Source organism: Natrinema pallidum (genome assembly GCF_005890195.1).
GTDB lineage: Archaea > Halobacteriota > Halobacteria > Halobacteriales > Natrialbaceae > Natrinema > Natrinema pallidum.
The window spans coordinates 1618215-1635365 of the sequence record NZ_CP040637.1 but is presented as its reverse complement, the minus strand read 5'-3'; the positions used below and the strand labels follow the sequence as shown (position 1 = coordinate 1635365).

Sequence of the window (17151 nt, the reverse complement as noted above, 5' to 3'; positions counted from 1 at the left end):
TTGGTTGCGCGCTCATCGTCAAGTAAGTTCCGTGCGCTCGAGGGCTCAGCCTCGCAGCCAGCGGCGGCGCGGCGGCCCCCGGGGTGCGGCCGAAAGTATTACCGACACCGATGACACGGTCTCCGAACGGATCGGGAGCCACGGGACCGGATCGGCCACCCCTCGCAACGAATTCAGAACAGCACTGAGAGGACGGTCAACGAGAGGAGGCTCCCGACGAGCAACGCCAGCAATACGACGACCGCGGGCAGTAGCCCGGTGCTCTTGATGTCGGCGAGGCGGATTTCGGTCCCGAGGCCGACGAACGCAAGCAGGAACAACCAGTTGTACGCGTGTTCGATCGAGGCCTGCTGGGCCGACGAAAAGACGCCGAGACTCGAGAGCGCGGCGAGGGCGAGAAAGCCGAGCACGAACTTCGGGAACTCGGCCCAGAGGGTCCGGACGGAGGCTGCGCCGTCGTCTCCACGTTGTGCGTAGTAGCTCGCGTACCCGAGAACGACGACCCCGATCAGGGCGTTTCGCGAGAGTTTGGTCATCGTCGCCCACTGACCGGCGGCGTCGGAGTAGGCGAAGCCGACCGCGACGACCGGCCCGGTCGAGAACATACTGACGCCGGCCCACGTTCCGAAGACCGCGCCGGACAGGTCGAGCAGGTCGCCGACGATCGGGTAGACGACGATCGTAATCGCGTCGAACAGCAGGACCGTGGCCGCCGCGTAGGCGACCTGGTCTTCCGTCGCCCGGACGGCACCGGCGACCGCGACGACCGCCGAGACGCCACAGATGCTCGCCCCGGCCGCGAGCAGCGTCCCCAGCCGTTCGGTCAGGCCGAAGACGTTTCGCGCGAGGAGTTCCACGACGACGAGCGTGATCCCGGTAACGGCGAGCACGACGAGAAAGACCGGTCCCCCGACCTCGAGAACCGTCGCGGTCGATATCGACGCACCCATGAGGACGATCCCGGACCCGAGCCACAGTTTGTGCGTCGCGACGCCGGGGTCACAGTCGTCCGGGAGGCCGACGGCGTTCGAGACGACGACGCCCAGCGCGATGGCGACGAGCAGGTGGTTGACGCCGACGACGCGGGCGACCCACCGGGCCAGGACGGCACCGAGACAGAGCGCGACGATCCCCGGAAGGAGTCGACGGACGCCCATTCGTCACCAGGGGATCGGCAGGCCGAGAACGCTGACGAGTCCGACGATCGTTGCACCGACGACGACGCTCTGCCAGTCGCGCTCGAGCGCTGTCCAGCGATCTCTGATGACGGTACTCCACCGCCACCGATCGATCGACATCGACATACGTTCGACTCCTGATACCGCGACAGTTAATAGTTCTCCCTCTCGTCGGAGATAGCGGACTATATTGCTGCTACTTGCGGCGGACGGGTGTCGTGACCGGTCGGTTCCTTGCGACGCCGCTCGAGGACTCGGCGTTCGGTGTCGATCGGCCGAGACGGGAGCCGCGTGCGTCCGACCGATCACCGGTCGACGCTTCCCAGCACGATGTCGAGACTCCCGAGCGACGCGATCAGGTCCGCGACGTACTCGCCCTCGGCCATCTCCGGCAGCGCTGAGAGATTGTGAAAACACGGGCTGCGGATCTTGAACCGCGCCGGCGAGTTCGAGCCGTCCGCACGGATGTAGATTCCGAGTTCGCCCTTCGCGCTCTCGACGGCGCGGTAGGTCTCGGTTCCGGCGTCCGGCTTGAGCGTCCGCGGGACGTTACTCTGGACCGTCCGCTCGTCCTCGGGCCAGTCCTCGAGCAAGTCGAGACACTGCTCGATGATCTTCGCCGACTCCTCGACCTCGCGGAGGCGGACCAGGACACGCGCGTAGTTGTCACAGCCGTCCTCGGTGACGACATCCCATTCCAGATCGTCGTAGTAGCCGTAGGGGTCGTCCCGTCGGATATCGTAGTCGATCCCGGAACCACGAGCGACGGGGCCCGTACAGCCGTACTCTTTGGCGACTGCTGGCTCGAGGACGCCGGTATCGATGCTTCGAATCTGGAATATCTCGTTGCCGGTCAGCAGATCGTGGTATTCGTCGACCTTCGCGGGGAGTTCGTCGAGAAAGTCCCGGCACTTCTCGATGAACGCCGCGCGGGGGTCGGGCAGGTCCCAGCAGACGCCACCCAGCCGGAAGAAGTAGAACATCATCCGCTGGCCGGTCAGGTCCTCCAAGATGTCCTGGACGACTTCGCGATCGCGCATGCCGTACTGGAAGATGGCCGTGAAGTCGCCGTAGACGTCGAGGGCGAACGTCGAAACCGCGAGGAAGTGGCCGAGCAGTCGTCCGAACTCGGTCGCCATCGTCCGCAGGACCTGCGCGTACTCGGGAACCTCGATGTCGGCGATGTCCTCGATCGCCCGGGCGACCGCCCACTCGTTGGGCAGGTTCGCCGTGTAGTCCCAGCGGTTCGAGTACGGAATGATCTGGTGACGATAGGTGCCGTTCTGGCACATCTGTTCCTCACACCGGTGGAGGTAGCCGATATCGGGGTCGACCTCGACGACCGACTCGCCGTCCAGTACCGTCTCGAGGTGGAGCACGCCGTGGGTTGCCGGGTGATGTGGCCCGATATTGAGCAACATCGTGTCCGACTCGGTGACGCGGTGGTCCGCCGCGAGCGGGTTCGCGTGTTCGCTGTAGCTGACGACCTGCGGTTTGTCCTGGTCGTACTCGAGTGCGAGCGGGTGTCCCTGCCACGATTCAGGGAGGAGAATTCGACGGAGGTCCGGGTGGCCGGCGTACTCGATGCCGACGAGGTCGTAGGCCTCCCGCTCGTGCCAGTCGGCGGTCCGGAAGACCGGTTCGGCGGATTCACAGACCGGCTCGGCCGGCGGTAACGGAACGATCAGCGTCACCTCGTGGGTCCGCCGATCGTATTTGGTCATGTGGACGATCGACTCGTAGCGATCCTCGTACTGTTGGGACGTGATACACGAGAGGTGGTCGAACCCGGCTTCGTCGCGCAACAGGCGAATCACCGCCTGCACGTCGTCCGGTCGGATCACGAACGCGGGCGCGTTCTCGTGATCGTCCCGACCGATCGCGTACTCGGAGAGCAGCGTCTCGAGTCGCCCCTCGTCGACGCCGTCCACGCGCCGGTGGTCGTACTCCGGATCGATACGCCCGCGCTGGGGCTCCGATATCTCACTCATGAGGGTCCCTCGTACGCCGAGCGATGGCGCGTCTCGGAAACCTACAGGTGACACGGAAATGAGGGTTTTCCCGCGTTCGCGTGACGGTCCGCGGCGAGTGAACGACATCGATCGGGGGCCGCTCGCGGCGTCGGCCGTCCGGCCGAGCGGAATCGCTTATATGCGTCGTCGTCCGTAGCGTAAGTATGACTCGAGGGATCGGCTGGTTCGACGCGTTCCGCGAGGTGGCCCCCGAGTGGGCCGTCGTCGTACTCGGGGTGGTGACCCAACTCGGCGACGTGTGGTTCCTGGGGGCGCTCGTCGGGACCAGCTACTGGCTGGAGACCGACAACCGAGACCGGATCGCCGCCGTCTTCGGATTACTGCTGGCCGGCCTGTCGCTCATCACGGCGCTGAAACACGTCTTCGCGCTGCCGCGGCCGGAGCGGACGCTCGTGGACATCGAGGCGCTCCCGGAAGCGGTCCACCCGCTGTACGAGGCCACCGCGACGGCGACCGGGTACGGGTTTCCGAGCGGCCACGCCCTGCTGACGACGATCGTCTACCTGAGCCTGGCCGAGTACGGCTCCGTCGGCACGCGCCGCCAGCGATACGTCGGAGCCGCCGGAATCGTGACGGTGGTCTGTTTCTCCCGGGTCGGCCTCGGAGTCCATTACCTCGTCGACGTCGTCGCCGGCGTCGGCATCGGACTGGTCTTTCTCCTCCTCGTCTGGCGGCTTCTGGATCGGTACCCGGCCCGGCGGGGCACGCTCGGGTTCGGACTGGCCGTCGCCCTCGCCGCCGTCGCGTTCGTCACGAGCGGAGCCGCTTCCGACGCCGTCCTGCTCGTCGGCGCGTCGGTCGGCGCGTTCGCCGGCTGGCAGTTCGCCGCCCTCGCTCGAGAGGTCGACGCGGGTCGTGGCCCGATTCACGGGAGCCGCGCCCTCACCGCGAGAGCCGCGGCCGTCGCCGCCGGTGTCGTGTCCCTGCTCGCGATCTCGGGCTACTACTGGCCCATCTCGTCGCTCGCCGGGAGCGGCGTCCTCGGGCTCGCCGTCGCCGCGTTCGTCACGCTTCCCGTGCTCTACTCGGAGCGCGGCAGCGATCTCTGAACGCGCTCTCGAGTGCCGCTCCGTGGGGAATCGGGTCCGCGTCCGGGTCCAGCAGCGTCCGCTCGTGGACCCCAGCCGGACGAAGGGGCGGTCGACGGTGACGACTCGACCCGTAGGGTCGGGCCGCCGCGGTTCCCGGACCGATCTCGGATCGTCCCGTGCTCGGCGTATCCGTCGGGAAATCAGCCGGTAACAGCCATCGACGCCCTGCATACTCCGGGCTGGTGACCTTCCCTGCCTGCCGTGGAAGTAGCGTATCCATGTCGGACTCCAACGGACGTGACGACGAGTCACATCGTGCTGTGCGGAACGTCGTTCTCGTCGTCCTCGATACGGCGCGGGCGAAAAGCGTCGGGACGCAGTCGGTGCCAGCCGAGCGAAACGCGGCCCCGACCGGTTCCGTCGGGCTCCGCTCGGCACCGGACGACCGACCCGCCTCGAGCGACGATTCCGTTTGCACGCACCCGACGCCGACACTGACACGACTCGCCGAGGAGGGAACCGCGTTCGAGAACGCGTTCGCGACCGCGCCCTGGACGCTTCCCTCTCATGCGTCGCTTTTTACCGGAACCTATCCCTCCGAACACGGCACGCACGGCGGCCACACCTATCTCGACGATGAGTTGCGAACCGTTCCCGAGGCCTTCGCCGACGCGGGGTTCGAGACGATCGGCGTCTCGAACAATACCTGGATCACCGCGGAGTTCGGCTTCGATCGCGGCTTCGCGGACCTCCGCAAGGGCTGGCAGTACATTCAGTCCGACGCCGACATGGGCGCGGTCGTCCGCGGCGAGGACATCCGTGAGAAACTCCTCGCGACCCGCGCACGTCTCTTCGACGGCAACCCCGTCGTCAACGCCGCCAACATCCTCTACAGCGAACTGTTCCAGCCAGCCGGCGACGACGGCTCCGCCCGCGCGGTCGACTGGATCGCCGACTGGCTCGGCGACCGCGACGATAGCCGTCCGTTCTTTCTGTTCTGCAACTTCATCGAACCCCACGTCGAGTACGACCCGCCGCGGGAGTACGCCGAACGGTTCCTCCCCGTGGGAGCCAGCTACGAGGAGGCGACCGCGATCAGACAGGACCCCCGCGCCTACGACTGTGACGACTACGACATCTCCGATCACGAGTTCGCCCTGCTCCGGGGACTCTACCGCGCCGAACTCGCCTACGTCGACGCCCAACTCGGTCGGCTCCGAACCGCTCTCGAGGACGCGGGCGAGTGGCCGGACACCCTATTCGTCGTCTGTGGCGACCACGGCGAGCACATCGGCGAACACGGCTTCTTCGGCCACCAGTACAACCTCTACGACACGTTGCTGACCGTCCCGCTGGTCTGTCACGGGGGTCAGTTCACCGGCGGCGGGCGACGGTCCGACCTCGCCCAACTGCTCGACCTCCCGGCGACGCTGCTCGAGACGGCCGGAATCGACGATCCCGAGCTCCGCGAGCAGTGGTCGAGTCGGTCGCTCCACCCCGCGTCCGACGCTCGGAACCGCGACGCCGTCTTCGCCGAGTACGTCGCGCCGCAGCCCTCGATCGAGCGCCTCGAAGCCCGGTTCGGCGAGGTTCCGGCAGCCGTTCGGGAGTTCGACCGCCGGCTGCGGGCGATCCGCACGAGCGAGTACAAGTACGTCCGCGGCGACGACGGCTCCGAGCGGCTCCACCACGTGCGAACCGATCCGCTCGAACACACCGATATCAGCGACGCGGAACCCGAACGGGTCCGGACGTTGCGGCGGCGACTCGAGGACCGGTTCGACCCGCTCGCCGAGGCGAACGGCACGGGCGAGGTCGAGATGCGCGACGGGACCAAAGAGCGGCTGGCGGACCTCGGCTACCTCTGAGGAGTGCCGCGGGACGACGCGGAGACAGTGGCTCGCTCCCCCGTCGTAATCGCCGCCGGTCGAATCACACTCATCACCGCGTCGGTCGGACCGCCGTCACCACTCGGACGGACTGCGCGGTTCTCGATCCCCGGCGAGTTGTCGGTACGCACCGACGAGAACCGCGGCACCGAACAGGGAGAGAACGCCGGACGTGACCGTCGTCGCTAGCTCGCCGACGACGGGAGCGAACACGCCGACGATGCCGAACGCGAGCCTAACCAGCCCGCCGCCGGCACCGATAATCACCCCGAGAACGAGGAGGCGAAACCGATGTCCGGACGAGAGTTCCCAACTCCGCTCGAGCGATTCGATGACGCCAGCGTCCTCGATGATAACGACGACGGTGGCGAATACCAGACTGACCGCAAGGAAGATGCCGGGGAAGATGAGAAAGGCCGTCCCGACCAGCACTGCAACGAAGGTGACGACGGAGACGATGACCGTCACGCCGGCGGTTCGGGCGAGTCGGCGGGTATGGTCCGCCGTCGGAACGTCGTTGATTCCCGCGTATAGCGCCCGTATCGTCACGACTCCGATAACGGCCCCGACGAGCACGAGGAGGGCGGTTACCCCGGCACTGACGGCGATCGGCAGGTCGACGGCGAGTGGATAGAGCTGTGAGGACTTCTCGTCGGGGAACACGTCCGCGAGCACCCGCGAAAAGAGCGATTGCACGCTCACCTGCATGGCGAGTTGGAACAGAGCGTAGACGACGAGGAGGATCGCTCCGCCACGGGTCGTGATCCGATCGAACCCGTAGCTGAGTGCATCGCTGAGATTGAGTTTAGTAGTCACGAGTGCTGATTCCCATTGGACGACTATATGACTGCTGTTCCGATATGTGAGGTATAAAATCAGTATACGACGCCCGTTCGCGTCTCCCGCTCGCTCGCGACAGTGACTTGGGGACCGGTGGCCGGTCCCGATCGTCCCCACTGCGCGGTCGGACCGCCGGGCGGCTGCCGTCCATCCCGTGCTCGACAGGGATATCAAACGTACACCTGTTCACCCTGGGACCCTTCCGTCCGTCGGCGGAACGCCGTCTCATGTCCGCCAGTTCGGCACCCGACGCGGCGTCGTTTCCCTTCCCGACGCAGTTCGTCTACGAGGACGCGGCCGACCGGTTCCGAGCCGTCGTCGACATCGCCCCCGCAGGAATCGACGACGTGACGATCGAAGCCGACTCCCGTCGCCTCCGACTCACCGTCGACCGGGGGGACCACGTCCTCGAGCGGACCGTCACACCGCTCACGTCGGACCTCGCATTCGGCGAGGATCGCGAGGCGAGCTACAACAACGGTATTCTCACCGTCTCGCTGGTCACGCGGCCCCGCACGGAGTGATCGGTAGTCCGGACCACACGGCCTCGAGCGGGCCGATCCGACCGCTCGACTCCGGTAGCCGGTATTCGCTTGCCCGAGATTGATCCCGCGAGGTGTCGAATCGCGGGTACGACGATGAGCGACGAGTATAGTAGCAACTGGCTCTGTTGAAACCCGATTCGTTAGACATCGTATCCGGTGACACAGCTGTTAGGTAGGTGTGCGAACGTAATACTTCATTCAATGGCGATAACACCATCAACAGTCACCACCGCACCACCGAGCAGTTCGCAAACACCTACTGTTGTCCGCGCAGGACACGTCGTGTCGAAAAATTGCTCGTAAGTCTCATTGATCTCCTCATATGCATCCATATCTGTAAGATATAGTGTTAATTGGAGAACGTTATCCAAGCCTTTGCCATATCGGTTCAGTTCCGCCTCGAGTTTTTCGAGACAAATTTCTAACTGCCGCGACGGTGGTTCGTTACGAGCGACTGTGCCATCCTGTTCTGGAAGTAGGCCCTCAGTAAAAAGAAGATCAGAACTCCCGGTTTTCTTCCCGAACGCACCAACGAACTCCGATCCGTTCCGTTGCTTCCGACTGGTTTCACTGATACGAACAGGACGGGACTCAGCTCTTTGCTTGTTTTCCATAGGAGAGTTTAGAGAGTGCTCAATCAAAAATATTGGGGTCTATTCTAATAGTGTGGATACTTCCCGTACGTAGACCTCATACTCGATACAGCAGATTTCTACCGGAAGTATTAATTTAGTATCTCATCAATCGACTGGTGATGGCGCAAGCAATGGACCGACTACAACGATATCTCGAAGACGAACTCGGAGAGTGTCGCAACGAGGATCTCGAAGAACGGCTCAACGAACTCAGCACGCTCGAAGCAGCGATTGGGCCGGAACAGGTCAACGCCGAACTCGACGTTCTTTCAGCGCTGGCCAACGAGACGCGATATACGCTCGTTCGCGTTCTCGTCGCCGCAGAAACGGAACTCTGCGTCTGCGAATTGAACGCGGTCGTCGATGTGACCGAGAGTGGTCTCAGCCATGCGCTCTCAGCACTCGTCGAAGCGGGGCTTGTCTCGAGTCGGAACGACGGACGCTGGAAGAAGTACAGAGCGACCAAGCGTGCTGTCGCCCTCGTAACAGTCCTCGGAGGGAGCGTGAACGATGAGTAACACTACCCACGAACACGGCCCGAACTGCGGCTGCGAGAGCTGTGGCGATCCACGGTCAATGGACTTTCTGGATAAGTATCTCACTGTCTGGATCTTCGGTGCGATGGCGATTGGTGTCGGCATCGGCTATGCCGCTCCGTCAGTGACCCGACCAATTCAGGACCTCCACCTCGTCGAACTCGGTCTTATCTTAATGATGTACCCACCGTTGGCGAAGGCGGACTACTCGCGGCTTCCGACTGTATTCAGTAACTGGCGGGTTCTCGGGTTGAGCCTCATTCAGAACTGGCTGATTGGCCCGACGCTAATGTTCGGGCTTGCAACCATCTTCTTCAGCGGGCTTGTACCCGGTCTACCGGCTCGTCCCGAGTATTTCCTTGGACTCATATTCATCGGAATGGCCCGGTGTATCGCGATGGTGCTGGTCTGGAACGAACTTGCTGAAGGATCGACTGAGTATGTTACCGGCTTAGTCGCGTTCAATAGTCTCTTTCAGATCCTCACCTATGGGGTGTACGTCTGGTTCTTTGCCCTCTTCCTCCCGCCGCTATTGGGTATGGAGACGCTTGTCACCGGGATTACGACCTTCGATATCACGCCGATGCAAGTGTTCGAAGCAATCGTTATTTTCCTTGGTATCCCCTTTGCAGGTGGGTTCCTTACTCGGTATGTCGGAACGCGAACGAAGGGCGAGGAGTGGTATGACGACGAATTTGTTCCCAAAATTGATCCACTGACGCTGATCGCATTGCTGTTCACCATCATTGTAATGTTCGCCACGCAAGGCGAGAACATTGTCGGGGCCCCAGCAGACGTTCTGTTGATTGCCGTCCCACTGACGATTTACTTCGTCGTGATGTTCCTCGTAAGCTTCGGGATGGGTCGCGGCATTGGAGCGGACTACTCAACGACGACCGCAATCGGATTCACCGCGGCATCGAATAATTTTGAGTTGGCGATTGCCGTTTCAGTCGCCGTCTTTGGAGTCGGATCTAGTGTCGCCTTCGCGACCGTCGTCGGCCCGCTTATCGAAGTACCCGTCTTGCTCGCACTCGTCCATGTGGCGCTGTACTTCCAACGTACGTTCGATTGGGACGGCTTTGAGACGGGACAGATAGTCGATCCAACCGAGACAGCCGTATCAGAAGACGACTAATCAACAGCAACCACACTATGAGTAAGAACACGACATGTATCGCGTTCGTCTGTATACAGAACGCTGGGCGCTCGCAGATGGCATCTGCCTTCGCTGAGCGCGAGCGTGATATCCGAGAGTTATAGTAGCAACTGAAACGATTTACACACTGATCGCAACGCCCTCGTGCGATCAGGTGTGCATCGACTGTCAGTCGCTACGATAGCCGATTCTATCGAAACCAGGACTGGTGGCACCCAGCCAGCCGATTCCGTAGACGACTTCGCGGACGACCTCGAGATCGACGCGGCCCGCGTCGATCGGGACCCGGACGCGGAGACGATCGAGCGCCCGTCCCGAACCGGACGTGCCGGCAGTACGTTTTTGCGCGCCAGTCCGGTACGCTCACTCGAGCAGCCACGCCCAATGGCGACCCAGGATACGCGCCCGCGCGGCGGTTTCGTCTCGTTCTTTCGCGACTACACGAAGACATGGGTCCACGCGGTCGCGACGGCGGGTCTGACGGCGTTCGGGACGTTGGCAGTCTTCCATCGCGGGTTCATCGCCCTCGCGCTGGCCACCTACATCGTGCCCCCGATCGCGCTCTACCTGTGGCGGCCGTCGGCGGGTCGAACCGACGGCGATACGGCTGCCGAGGGGGAAGGCGATGCGGCTATCGCGGGTGGCGGTGGCCCGCCCCTCGAGCGGACCGGGGCCGGGGACGGTCCGGCCGCCGCGGGCGAGGACGACCGCGACGCTGACTGGCACCTCGTCGATGTGCCGACCGACGCGACGCTCCGGGACGTCTGCGTGACCGACGCCGGAGCGGTCTACGCAGTGGGCGAAAACGGGCTGGTCCTCGCGGGAGCGCCGGTCGACGGTGCCGACACCGGTGCGTGGTCGATCGTTCTCGAGGACGGGCCGGCCGCCGCGGGCGACGAACTCACCGGCGTCGACGCCACCGACGGGGGCGAGGCGGTCTGGGTCGCAGGCGACAGCGGCTCGCTGGGCCGGCTCGAGGCCGAGACGGGGCGTCACACGGATTACACGGCACCCGCCGACAGCACTGACAACTGGGTGGGGGTCGCCGTCGGCGGGACGAGCGGGGACGAGACGGTTCTGTTGATCACCGGCTCCGGGACCGTCCTCCGCGGACGGTATCGTGACGGCAAGTGCGCGTGGGACGACCCGATCACGCCGGGCAGCGGCGCGAGTCTGAGCGCGATCGCGCTCGCGGATGCGTCGGTCGGCTACTGTTGTGACACGAACGACAGCGTCTTCGAGACGACCGACGGCGGCCACTCGTTCGATCGCGTCGGTCTCGACGGGGCCGGCGGCACGCTCGAGGCCCTCGCGACGCTGGGACGGGGCGACTGTCTGGTGAGCGACGACGACGGGGTCGTCCACCGCTACGGGGGCTCGACGTGGACGCCGGACCGGGTCGGTGACGAGGCGATCTGCGGGATCGCCCGCCGCGAGGGGGAGACGATCGCCTGCGACGCGGACGGCGTGCTCTATGAACGAACGCGTGCGGCCGGCTGGGACCGGGTCGGGACGCAGGCACCGGACGCACTCATCGCCGTTTCGACGGCGACCACCGGCGAGCGAGCGGTCGCGGTCGGCGAGGAGGGGACCGTCGTCGAACGACGCTGAGCGCCGCGACGGGGCGACATCCCCGATCGCGAGCGGCCCGGACGCCAAAACGTCGGCGGAGGACGCGACTCGGCAGCGAGCCGGCCACCTCGGCGGGCGGTACGATCGGTCACTGTTATGGCCGTCGAACCCACAGCTACCACTGTGAGCGATCGACGCACGGGCAGCGACTGGGACGACCGCTGTCGGCTGTGCGGGACACCGCGCCCGGAGCCCGACGCCGAGTCGGCCCCGGACGAGTTCTGCTCGGCCGGCTGCCGAGACGTGGCCGCCGAGTTCGGGACGAGTGACGACGGCGGCGGCTCCGCCGTGGACGACGGCGACCCCTCGCAGTCCACGGACCCGCAGACCGACCCGCAGCCGACCGCAACGGGCGACGAACGACCGGCCGGGACCGTCCGCACGTTCTTCCGGATCGACGGCATGCACTCCGCGACCTGCGAGGCCTTCCTCGAGGCCGTCGCCGAGGGTCGCGACGGCGTTTGCGAGGCCGAGGCGAGTTACGTCACGGAGACGATCCGCGTCGATCACGATCCCGAACGGATCGCGACCGACGCGCTCGCGGACGCGTTGAGTACGCTCGGCTACACGGCGTATCTCCGGGAGGACGCGACCGCCGACGACGAGACCGGCGGCACCCGCCGCTCCCGGGAGATGTCCGGGCTTCGGAAGCGCCGCTCGGAGGACATGCTCGAGATGCGGTACGTCGTCGGCGTCGTCTTCGGCTCGTTCCTCCTGTTGCCGTTCGTGGCCGTCCTCTACCCGATGTTTCTGACGTCGTTTACCGACTGGGGGGCGATCGAGCACTTCGAGGGTGCGTTCACCGGCTTCAGCGGGCCGCTGTATCTGCCCCTGTTTCTGTTCATGACCGGCGCGATCGTCTACCTGACCGGCGGCCCGCTCCTGCGGGGCGCGTACGTCAGTCTGAAACTCCGACGGCCCACGACGGACCTGCTCGCGGCCCTGACGGTACTCAGCGCGTACGTCTTCAGCGTCCTCGTCTCCGCTCTCGGGCAGACCAATCTCTACTTCGATCTGACGATCATCGTCGCCTCGGTCGTGATGGGCGCGACCTACTACGAGGCGACGGTCAAGCGCCGCGCGACGGACCGGTTGACCGACCTCACCGTCTCGCAGGTCGACACCGCTCGGCTGTACGCCGATGACGGCTCGACGACGGAACTCCCCGTCGCCGACCTCGAGTCCGGCGACCGCGTGCTCGTCCGGGAGGGCGAGCGCATCCCCGTCGACGGGACGCTGTCCGAGGGCGACTGTGCGGTCGACGAGGCCGTCGTGACGGGCGAGTCCCTCCCGGTCTCGAAAACGGCGGGCGACGACGTGGTCGGGGGGTCGGTCGTCACCACCGATGCGGCGGTGGTCGACGTCGGCGAGCGAACGACCAGCAGCATCGAGCGGCTCACGCGGGTCGTCTGGAACGTCCAGAGCGCGGACCACGGGGTCACACACCGGGCCGACGAGTTCGCCGCGACCCTCGTCCCGATCGTCATCGCCGCCGCGATCGTCGTCGGCGCGGGCGTGTTCCTCACCGGGGCGAGCGGGCTGACCGCCGCCCTGGCCGCCCTCATGACGCTCATGGTCGCCAGCCCGTGGGCGCTCGGCTTCGCGACGCCGTACTCCGTCGCCGCGAGCCTGGAGGCGGCCCTCGAGCGCGGGATCGTGGTCTTCGACGAGACCGTCTTCGAGCGCCTGCGCGCGGTCGACATCGTCGTCTTCGACAAGACCGGGACGCTCACGACCGGGGAGATGACCGTTCGCGAAGCCGACGCTCCCGACGACCTGCTCGCGGCCGCCGCCGCCCTCGAGCAGCGAGCGGCCCACCCGGCCGCGGCGGCGATCGCCGGGGCGTTCGGCGGCGACGGTGATGCGGTCGACGCCGACGGAACGGCCCGTACCGACGGCGGATCGGCCGTCCCCGGCGAGTTACCGGTCCAAGAGTTTCACACCCACGCGACCGGCGTCGAGGGCATCGTCGACGGCCGGCCGGTACTGGTCGGCCATCCCGACCTCTTTCGGGACCGCGGGTGGACGCTCGCGTCCGATCTCGAGGCGACGATCGAACGGGCGCGCGAGACCGGCCGGCTCCCGGTCGTCGTCGGCCGAGACGGGGCCGCCGAGGGCGTCGTGATCGTCGGCGACGAACCCCGCGAGGCGTGGGACGAGACGGTCGCGGCCCTGGACGAAGACGGGGTCGACATCGTGGTCCTGACCGGTGACGACGGGACGGCGGCCGACGTCTTCGACCGGCACCCGGGCGTCGATCACGTCTTCGCGGGCGTCTCGCCGGACGGCAAGACGGCGGCGGTCGAGCGGATGCAGGTCGAGGACCGCGTGGCGATGGTCGGCGACGGGACGAACGACGCACCCGCGCTCGCCGCGGCCGATCTGGGCATCTCGCTTGGCAGCGGGACGGCGCTCGCCGCCGATGCCGCCGACATCGCGATCGTCGACGACGACCTCGCGTCGGTCGAACGTGCGTTCGCCCTGGCGAGGGCCGCACGCGCCCGGCTCAGGCAGAACCTCGGGCTCGCGTTCGTCTACAACGCGATCGCCGTCCCCGCGGCCGCCCTCGGCGTCGTAAACCCGCTGGTGACGACCGTCGCCGTCGTCGCAGGGACCCTTCTCATCGTCGGGAACGCGGAGCGATCGCTCGTCGACGACTGACCGCATTCGCACGCGCTTATTCGTCCGCGAGCGTTCCCCACGAGACGGTCCGCCTGATCGCGATCGAGACGATCGGACGGTCGCCGAGTTCGTGGCGTCCGTACTGGTCGTACTTCGCCTCGAGCGCGCTCACGGCGTCGGCGTGGCTCGATGCGTCGGACTCGAGAATCCGCGCCCAGCCGCGACCCTGAAGCCAGGCGAGACGCGACCAGTCCTCGCGGTAGCGGTCGACGAGCACCGTCACGCGCGGGTTCGCCCGAACGTTCCGCACGCGCTGGAGGTCGGCGGTCGATTTCGGCTTCTCGTCGATCGCCGAGACGAGTCTGATACCGCCGGTTCCGTCGTCCGGTGTACCGTTCCCGGTCCCACTCGCGTTCGTCGGCTCCGGCCGAACCGCTCGAGCCGCGGGCTCGAGCACCGCGAAACAGATCGGGACCGCGTGCGGTCGCCCCTGGGCGTCGACCGTCGCTCGGTCAGCCGTCGTCGGACTGCTGGCGCGCCGGCGGCGTCTTCGAGAGAGACGTTCCCAAACGGCCGCGGTTGTCGGCAACCCACTGGGAGGAGCGCTCGCGGATGCGTTCGTCGTCCTCGAACTGACGGAGGAACTCGACGGCATCCCTCACCAGCTCGGCGACGTCGGTACAGTCGCTGAAGCCGACGGTGCGGAGGGCCGTTCGCTCGTCGACGTCCGCCGGCCACCACGTACAGAAGCCGCAGCCGTCGCCGTAGACGAATGTCGCCTCGGTCATCCTCGTCTGTACGGGCTCGAGACACAAACGCATGGCCCGCGACGGTCCCCGGCCGACCGGTTCGGCAGTGACAGGTGCACGCCACGAGCTGGGCGTGATCGATTCGCTCGCCAGAACATTATTGGGACCGGTGGCCAATGCTGAGCCATGAGTAGCGCGGCCCGGTCGCTGTCGGAACCGCAGGTGCTGGCCCACACGAAGCGGCGGCTCTTTCCCGACGAGGACGAGTCGACCGCCTACGCGGTGGCCGACACCCAGTTCGCCATGGCGGAGTGGCTCCCCGGACAGCCCGTCGACCCGGCCGTCCGCGACCGTCTGGCACCGTTTAACCACGTTCGGATCGGAAGCGGGTATCCCGACCTCGTCGGGGTCCGTGACCTCGAGTCCGATCTCCTCGCCGTCGAGCGGCTGGGCGACGAGCCGCCGCTGATCGCCATCGAGGCGAAAGGGGAGACCAGCGGCGGCGTCGATACGCAGCGTGGTATCCTCCAGGCCTACGATCGACTTCACGAGGCGAACGCGGCGTATCTCGCCGCGCCGGCGGCCGCCATCTCCGAGACCGATCGGACGCTCGCGCGGGAGTTGAACGTCGGCGTGCTCGGCGTCGATGCCGCCGGGAGCGTGGACCCGCTCGAGGTGCCCCGCGTCGTCGGCAATCGGACGACGACCGAGGCGACGGCGCTGCGGTTTCAGGCGAGCGCACAGGGGGTCGCGGACGCGTCGTTCGGCCTGAACCATCCGAAGAACTATCTGGGCTATCCGCTGGCACACTACGCGGCCGGTGACACCGGGACGCTGCTGTCGGAGTACAAGGTCGTAAGTGCCGTCGATAGCGCCCGGCAGGGGGCCGCGTTCCTCGGGTTGATCGAGGAGGGTGTCGATGTCGAGGGCAGCGCGGGTGTCGAACTGACCTCGCTCGGCGAGGAAGTCGTCCGATTCGCGATGGGGCGCTACGGGTCCGTCGAGGCGGCCCTCGCGGAGTTCGAGAACTGGTACCGCTCCGGAAAGCGGTTCGCCGATCTCGCGCCGGCGTGGGGCCAGTTGGCCCGCCGCGTGCTGTTCGACTACGAGGCGACGGCGTTGCTCGTCCACGAACTCCAGTGCATGCACGAGGACGGGTTCGCGGAGCCGTCGCTCGTGGCTGTCGTGGACTATCTCCACGGATTGCATCCGTCGTTCACCGTCGAGTTGTTCATCCGCGGGACCGACGGCGTCCGGAGCCGCGTGCTTACCGAAGACGGTGAGCTTCGACCCGCGGCACTCGAGGACAGTTCCGTCTACCACTCGCCGACGGTGTTCCAACTGAAGGCGATGCTGTACCACGCGGGCATCCTTACGCAGCGTGGGGCGGAACCGAGCCGGCTCGAGCCCCGCGCGGACGTCTGGGCGCTTCGGAACCCTGTCTGAGGTGGTTCGTCGTGGCCCCCGGCGCGTCGGTATTTCGGGCGGAGGTGACGATGCCCCGTCGCGTGCCGGCCGTGAACCGTGAACGCGGCGAGCAACGGACCCGCGGCTCTGCCGCTCGTGTACGTCGGCACGATGAGCGAGCGGCGCATCGGACCGTCCGGTCGAACACGCACGCACAGGACGGATGCACCGGATTCGAACTAAACTGTGTCCGCGATCCTGTGGATTTAATCCGGCTCCGCGCTTTGCAGTGAGATATGGGCGCTCGCCACTGGGTGTATTTCGCCGGATTCGTCATCACTGGGATTCTGGCAGCCGGGGCTGGATTGATCGGCATACTGGACGGGCTGGCGGCACTTTCCGGCGGTGTCCCTGCCAACGAGGTGCTGATCGTGTTGACGATGCTCGGCGCAGCCGCCGAGTGGGTTCTGATCGTCTTCGTCCTCGGCGTGATCGCGGTGGGATTTCTCGCCGCAACCGTCGTCTCCGTCCTCCGGAGTGCGTCGCTCCCGCGTGACGATCGACTCGTCTCGATCGTCACACGGCTCGAACAGCGGTACCCGCTGCTCCGACAGTTCGATGCCGCCGAGAAAGTCGAACCGACGGCCGACGATCGGAAACAACAGCTCAGAGAGCAGTACGTTGCGGGCGAAATCAGTGACTCCGAATTCGAACGGCAAGTGGCCGAATTGATGGACGAGCCGTCGTCGGATGGCCGATCACAGTCCGAGTCGCAGTCGATCAGCGACATCGAGGACCGTCCCCGGTAAGCGGCTGCTGTCGCGGATCGGCTTCGGGCGACCGGTGCCGTAGCGCAGTCAGGACAACGGCGACCCGAACGCCGTGCTCGAGTCGG

General features: G+C 66.0%; 16 protein-coding genes and 1 pseudogene. 10 read left to right on the top strand and 7 right to left on the bottom strand.

Annotated features, from left to right (window positions below):
• Positions 1–173: 173 nt before the first annotated feature.
• The 3 genes from FGF80_RS08120 to FGF80_RS08115 form a co-directional block, all read right to left on the bottom strand.
• Positions 174–1157, bottom strand: a complete 984-nt coding sequence (locus FGF80_RS08120; RefSeq protein ID WP_138653255.1) for a YeiH family protein — start codon at positions 1155–1157, stop codon at positions 174–176.
• A 3-nt stretch (positions 1158–1160) separates the two neighbouring features.
• Complete coding sequence (locus FGF80_RS19130; RefSeq protein WP_006185993.1) at positions 1161–1304, bottom strand: hypothetical protein; 144 nt, start codon at positions 1302–1304, stop codon at positions 1161–1163.
• A 179-nt stretch (positions 1305–1483) separates the two neighbouring features.
• A complete protein-coding gene (locus tag FGF80_RS08115) occupies positions 1484–3169 on the bottom strand; it encodes an NADH-quinone oxidoreductase subunit D (protein WP_138653253.1) in 1686 nt (561 codons plus the stop codon).
• A 185-nt stretch (positions 3170–3354) separates the two neighbouring features.
• Here FGF80_RS08115 and FGF80_RS08110 point away from each other — a divergent pair, with 185 nt between their 5' ends.
• Positions 3355–4260, top strand: coding sequence for a phosphatase PAP2 family protein (locus FGF80_RS08110; RefSeq protein WP_006185991.1), 906 nt, complete (start codon positions 3355–3357; stop codon positions 4258–4260).
• 260 nt (positions 4261–4520) lie between these two features.
• The gene (locus tag FGF80_RS08105; protein ID WP_138653251.1) at positions 4521–6110 is read left to right on the top strand and encodes a sulfatase; all 1590 of its coding nucleotides are present in this window, start codon (positions 4521–4523) and stop codon (positions 6108–6110) included.
• Between the two features lie 96 nt (positions 6111–6206).
• Here the strand turns inward: FGF80_RS08105 and FGF80_RS08100 are convergent, their stop codons facing one another.
• Entirely contained in the window at positions 6207–6947 is a 741-nt protein-coding gene (locus FGF80_RS08100) for a hypothetical protein (protein ID WP_138653249.1), read from the bottom strand.
• A gap of 251 nt (positions 6948–7198) precedes the next feature.
• On the opposite strand from FGF80_RS08100, the gene FGF80_RS08095 reads away from it, so the two are divergent.
• Positions 7199–7495 (top strand): Hsp20/alpha crystallin family protein, encoded by a 297-nt coding sequence (locus tag FGF80_RS08095; protein WP_006185988.1) that lies wholly within the window; start codon positions 7199–7201, stop codon positions 7493–7495.
• 215 nt (positions 7496–7710) lie between these two features.
• Here FGF80_RS08095 and FGF80_RS08090 read toward each other — a convergent pair whose 3' ends face one another.
• Positions 7711–8130, bottom strand: a complete 420-nt coding sequence (locus FGF80_RS08090) for a RidA family protein (RefSeq protein WP_083864596.1) — start codon at positions 8128–8130, stop codon at positions 7711–7713.
• A 140-nt stretch (positions 8131–8270) separates the two neighbouring features.
• Here FGF80_RS08090 and FGF80_RS08085 point away from each other — a divergent pair, with 140 nt between their 5' ends.
• From FGF80_RS08085 to FGF80_RS08065, 5 genes and pseudogenes are all read left to right on the top strand, one after another.
• Positions 8271–8669 (top strand): ArsR/SmtB family transcription factor, encoded by a 399-nt coding sequence (locus FGF80_RS08085; protein ID WP_138653247.1) that lies wholly within the window; start codon positions 8271–8273, stop codon positions 8667–8669.
• Positions 8662–9825, top strand: coding sequence for an ACR3 family arsenite efflux transporter (gene arsB, locus FGF80_RS08080; RefSeq protein WP_049908102.1), 1164 nt, complete (start codon positions 8662–8664; stop codon positions 9823–9825). Before FGF80_RS08085 ends, arsB begins: the two co-directional genes overlap by 8 nt.
• A gap of 17 nt (positions 9826–9842) precedes the next feature.
• Positions 9843–9947, top strand: a pseudogene (locus FGF80_RS19895) (arsenate reductase/protein-tyrosine-phosphatase family protein); the annotation flags it as partial.
• A 283-nt stretch (positions 9948–10230) separates the two neighbouring features.
• Positions 10231–11457, top strand: coding sequence for a beta propeller repeat protein (locus FGF80_RS08070; RefSeq protein ID WP_138653245.1), 1227 nt, complete (start codon positions 10231–10233; stop codon positions 11455–11457).
• A 117-nt stretch (positions 11458–11574) separates the two neighbouring features.
• The gene (locus tag FGF80_RS08065; RefSeq protein WP_138653243.1) at positions 11575–14139 is read left to right on the top strand and encodes a heavy metal translocating P-type ATPase; all 2565 of its coding nucleotides are present in this window, start codon (positions 11575–11577) and stop codon (positions 14137–14139) included.
• Positions 14140–14155: 16 nt separating this feature from the next.
• Here FGF80_RS08065 and FGF80_RS08060 read toward each other — a convergent pair whose 3' ends face one another.
• Both FGF80_RS08060 and FGF80_RS08055 read right to left on the bottom strand, forming a co-directional pair.
• Entirely contained in the window at positions 14156–14689 is a 534-nt protein-coding gene (locus tag FGF80_RS08060) for a pyridoxamine 5'-phosphate oxidase family protein (protein WP_455429714.1), read from the bottom strand.
• Positions 14613–14888, bottom strand: a complete 276-nt coding sequence (locus FGF80_RS08055) for a DUF393 domain-containing protein (RefSeq protein WP_138653241.1) — start codon at positions 14886–14888, stop codon at positions 14613–14615. Before FGF80_RS08055 ends, FGF80_RS08060 begins: the two co-directional genes overlap by 77 nt.
• 147 nt (positions 14889–15035) lie before the next feature.
• Between FGF80_RS08055 and FGF80_RS08045 the strand changes: the two genes are divergently transcribed.
• Together FGF80_RS08045 and FGF80_RS08040 are read left to right on the top strand one after the other, a co-directional pair.
• Positions 15036–16295 (top strand): hypothetical protein, encoded by a 1260-nt coding sequence (locus FGF80_RS08045; protein WP_138653239.1) that lies wholly within the window; start codon positions 15036–15038, stop codon positions 16293–16295.
• Between the two features lie 257 nt (positions 16296–16552).
• Positions 16553–17065 (top strand): SHOCT domain-containing protein, encoded by a 513-nt coding sequence (locus FGF80_RS08040; protein WP_138653237.1) that lies wholly within the window; start codon positions 16553–16555, stop codon positions 17063–17065.
• The last annotated feature ends 86 nt before the right edge of the window (positions 17066–17151 follow it).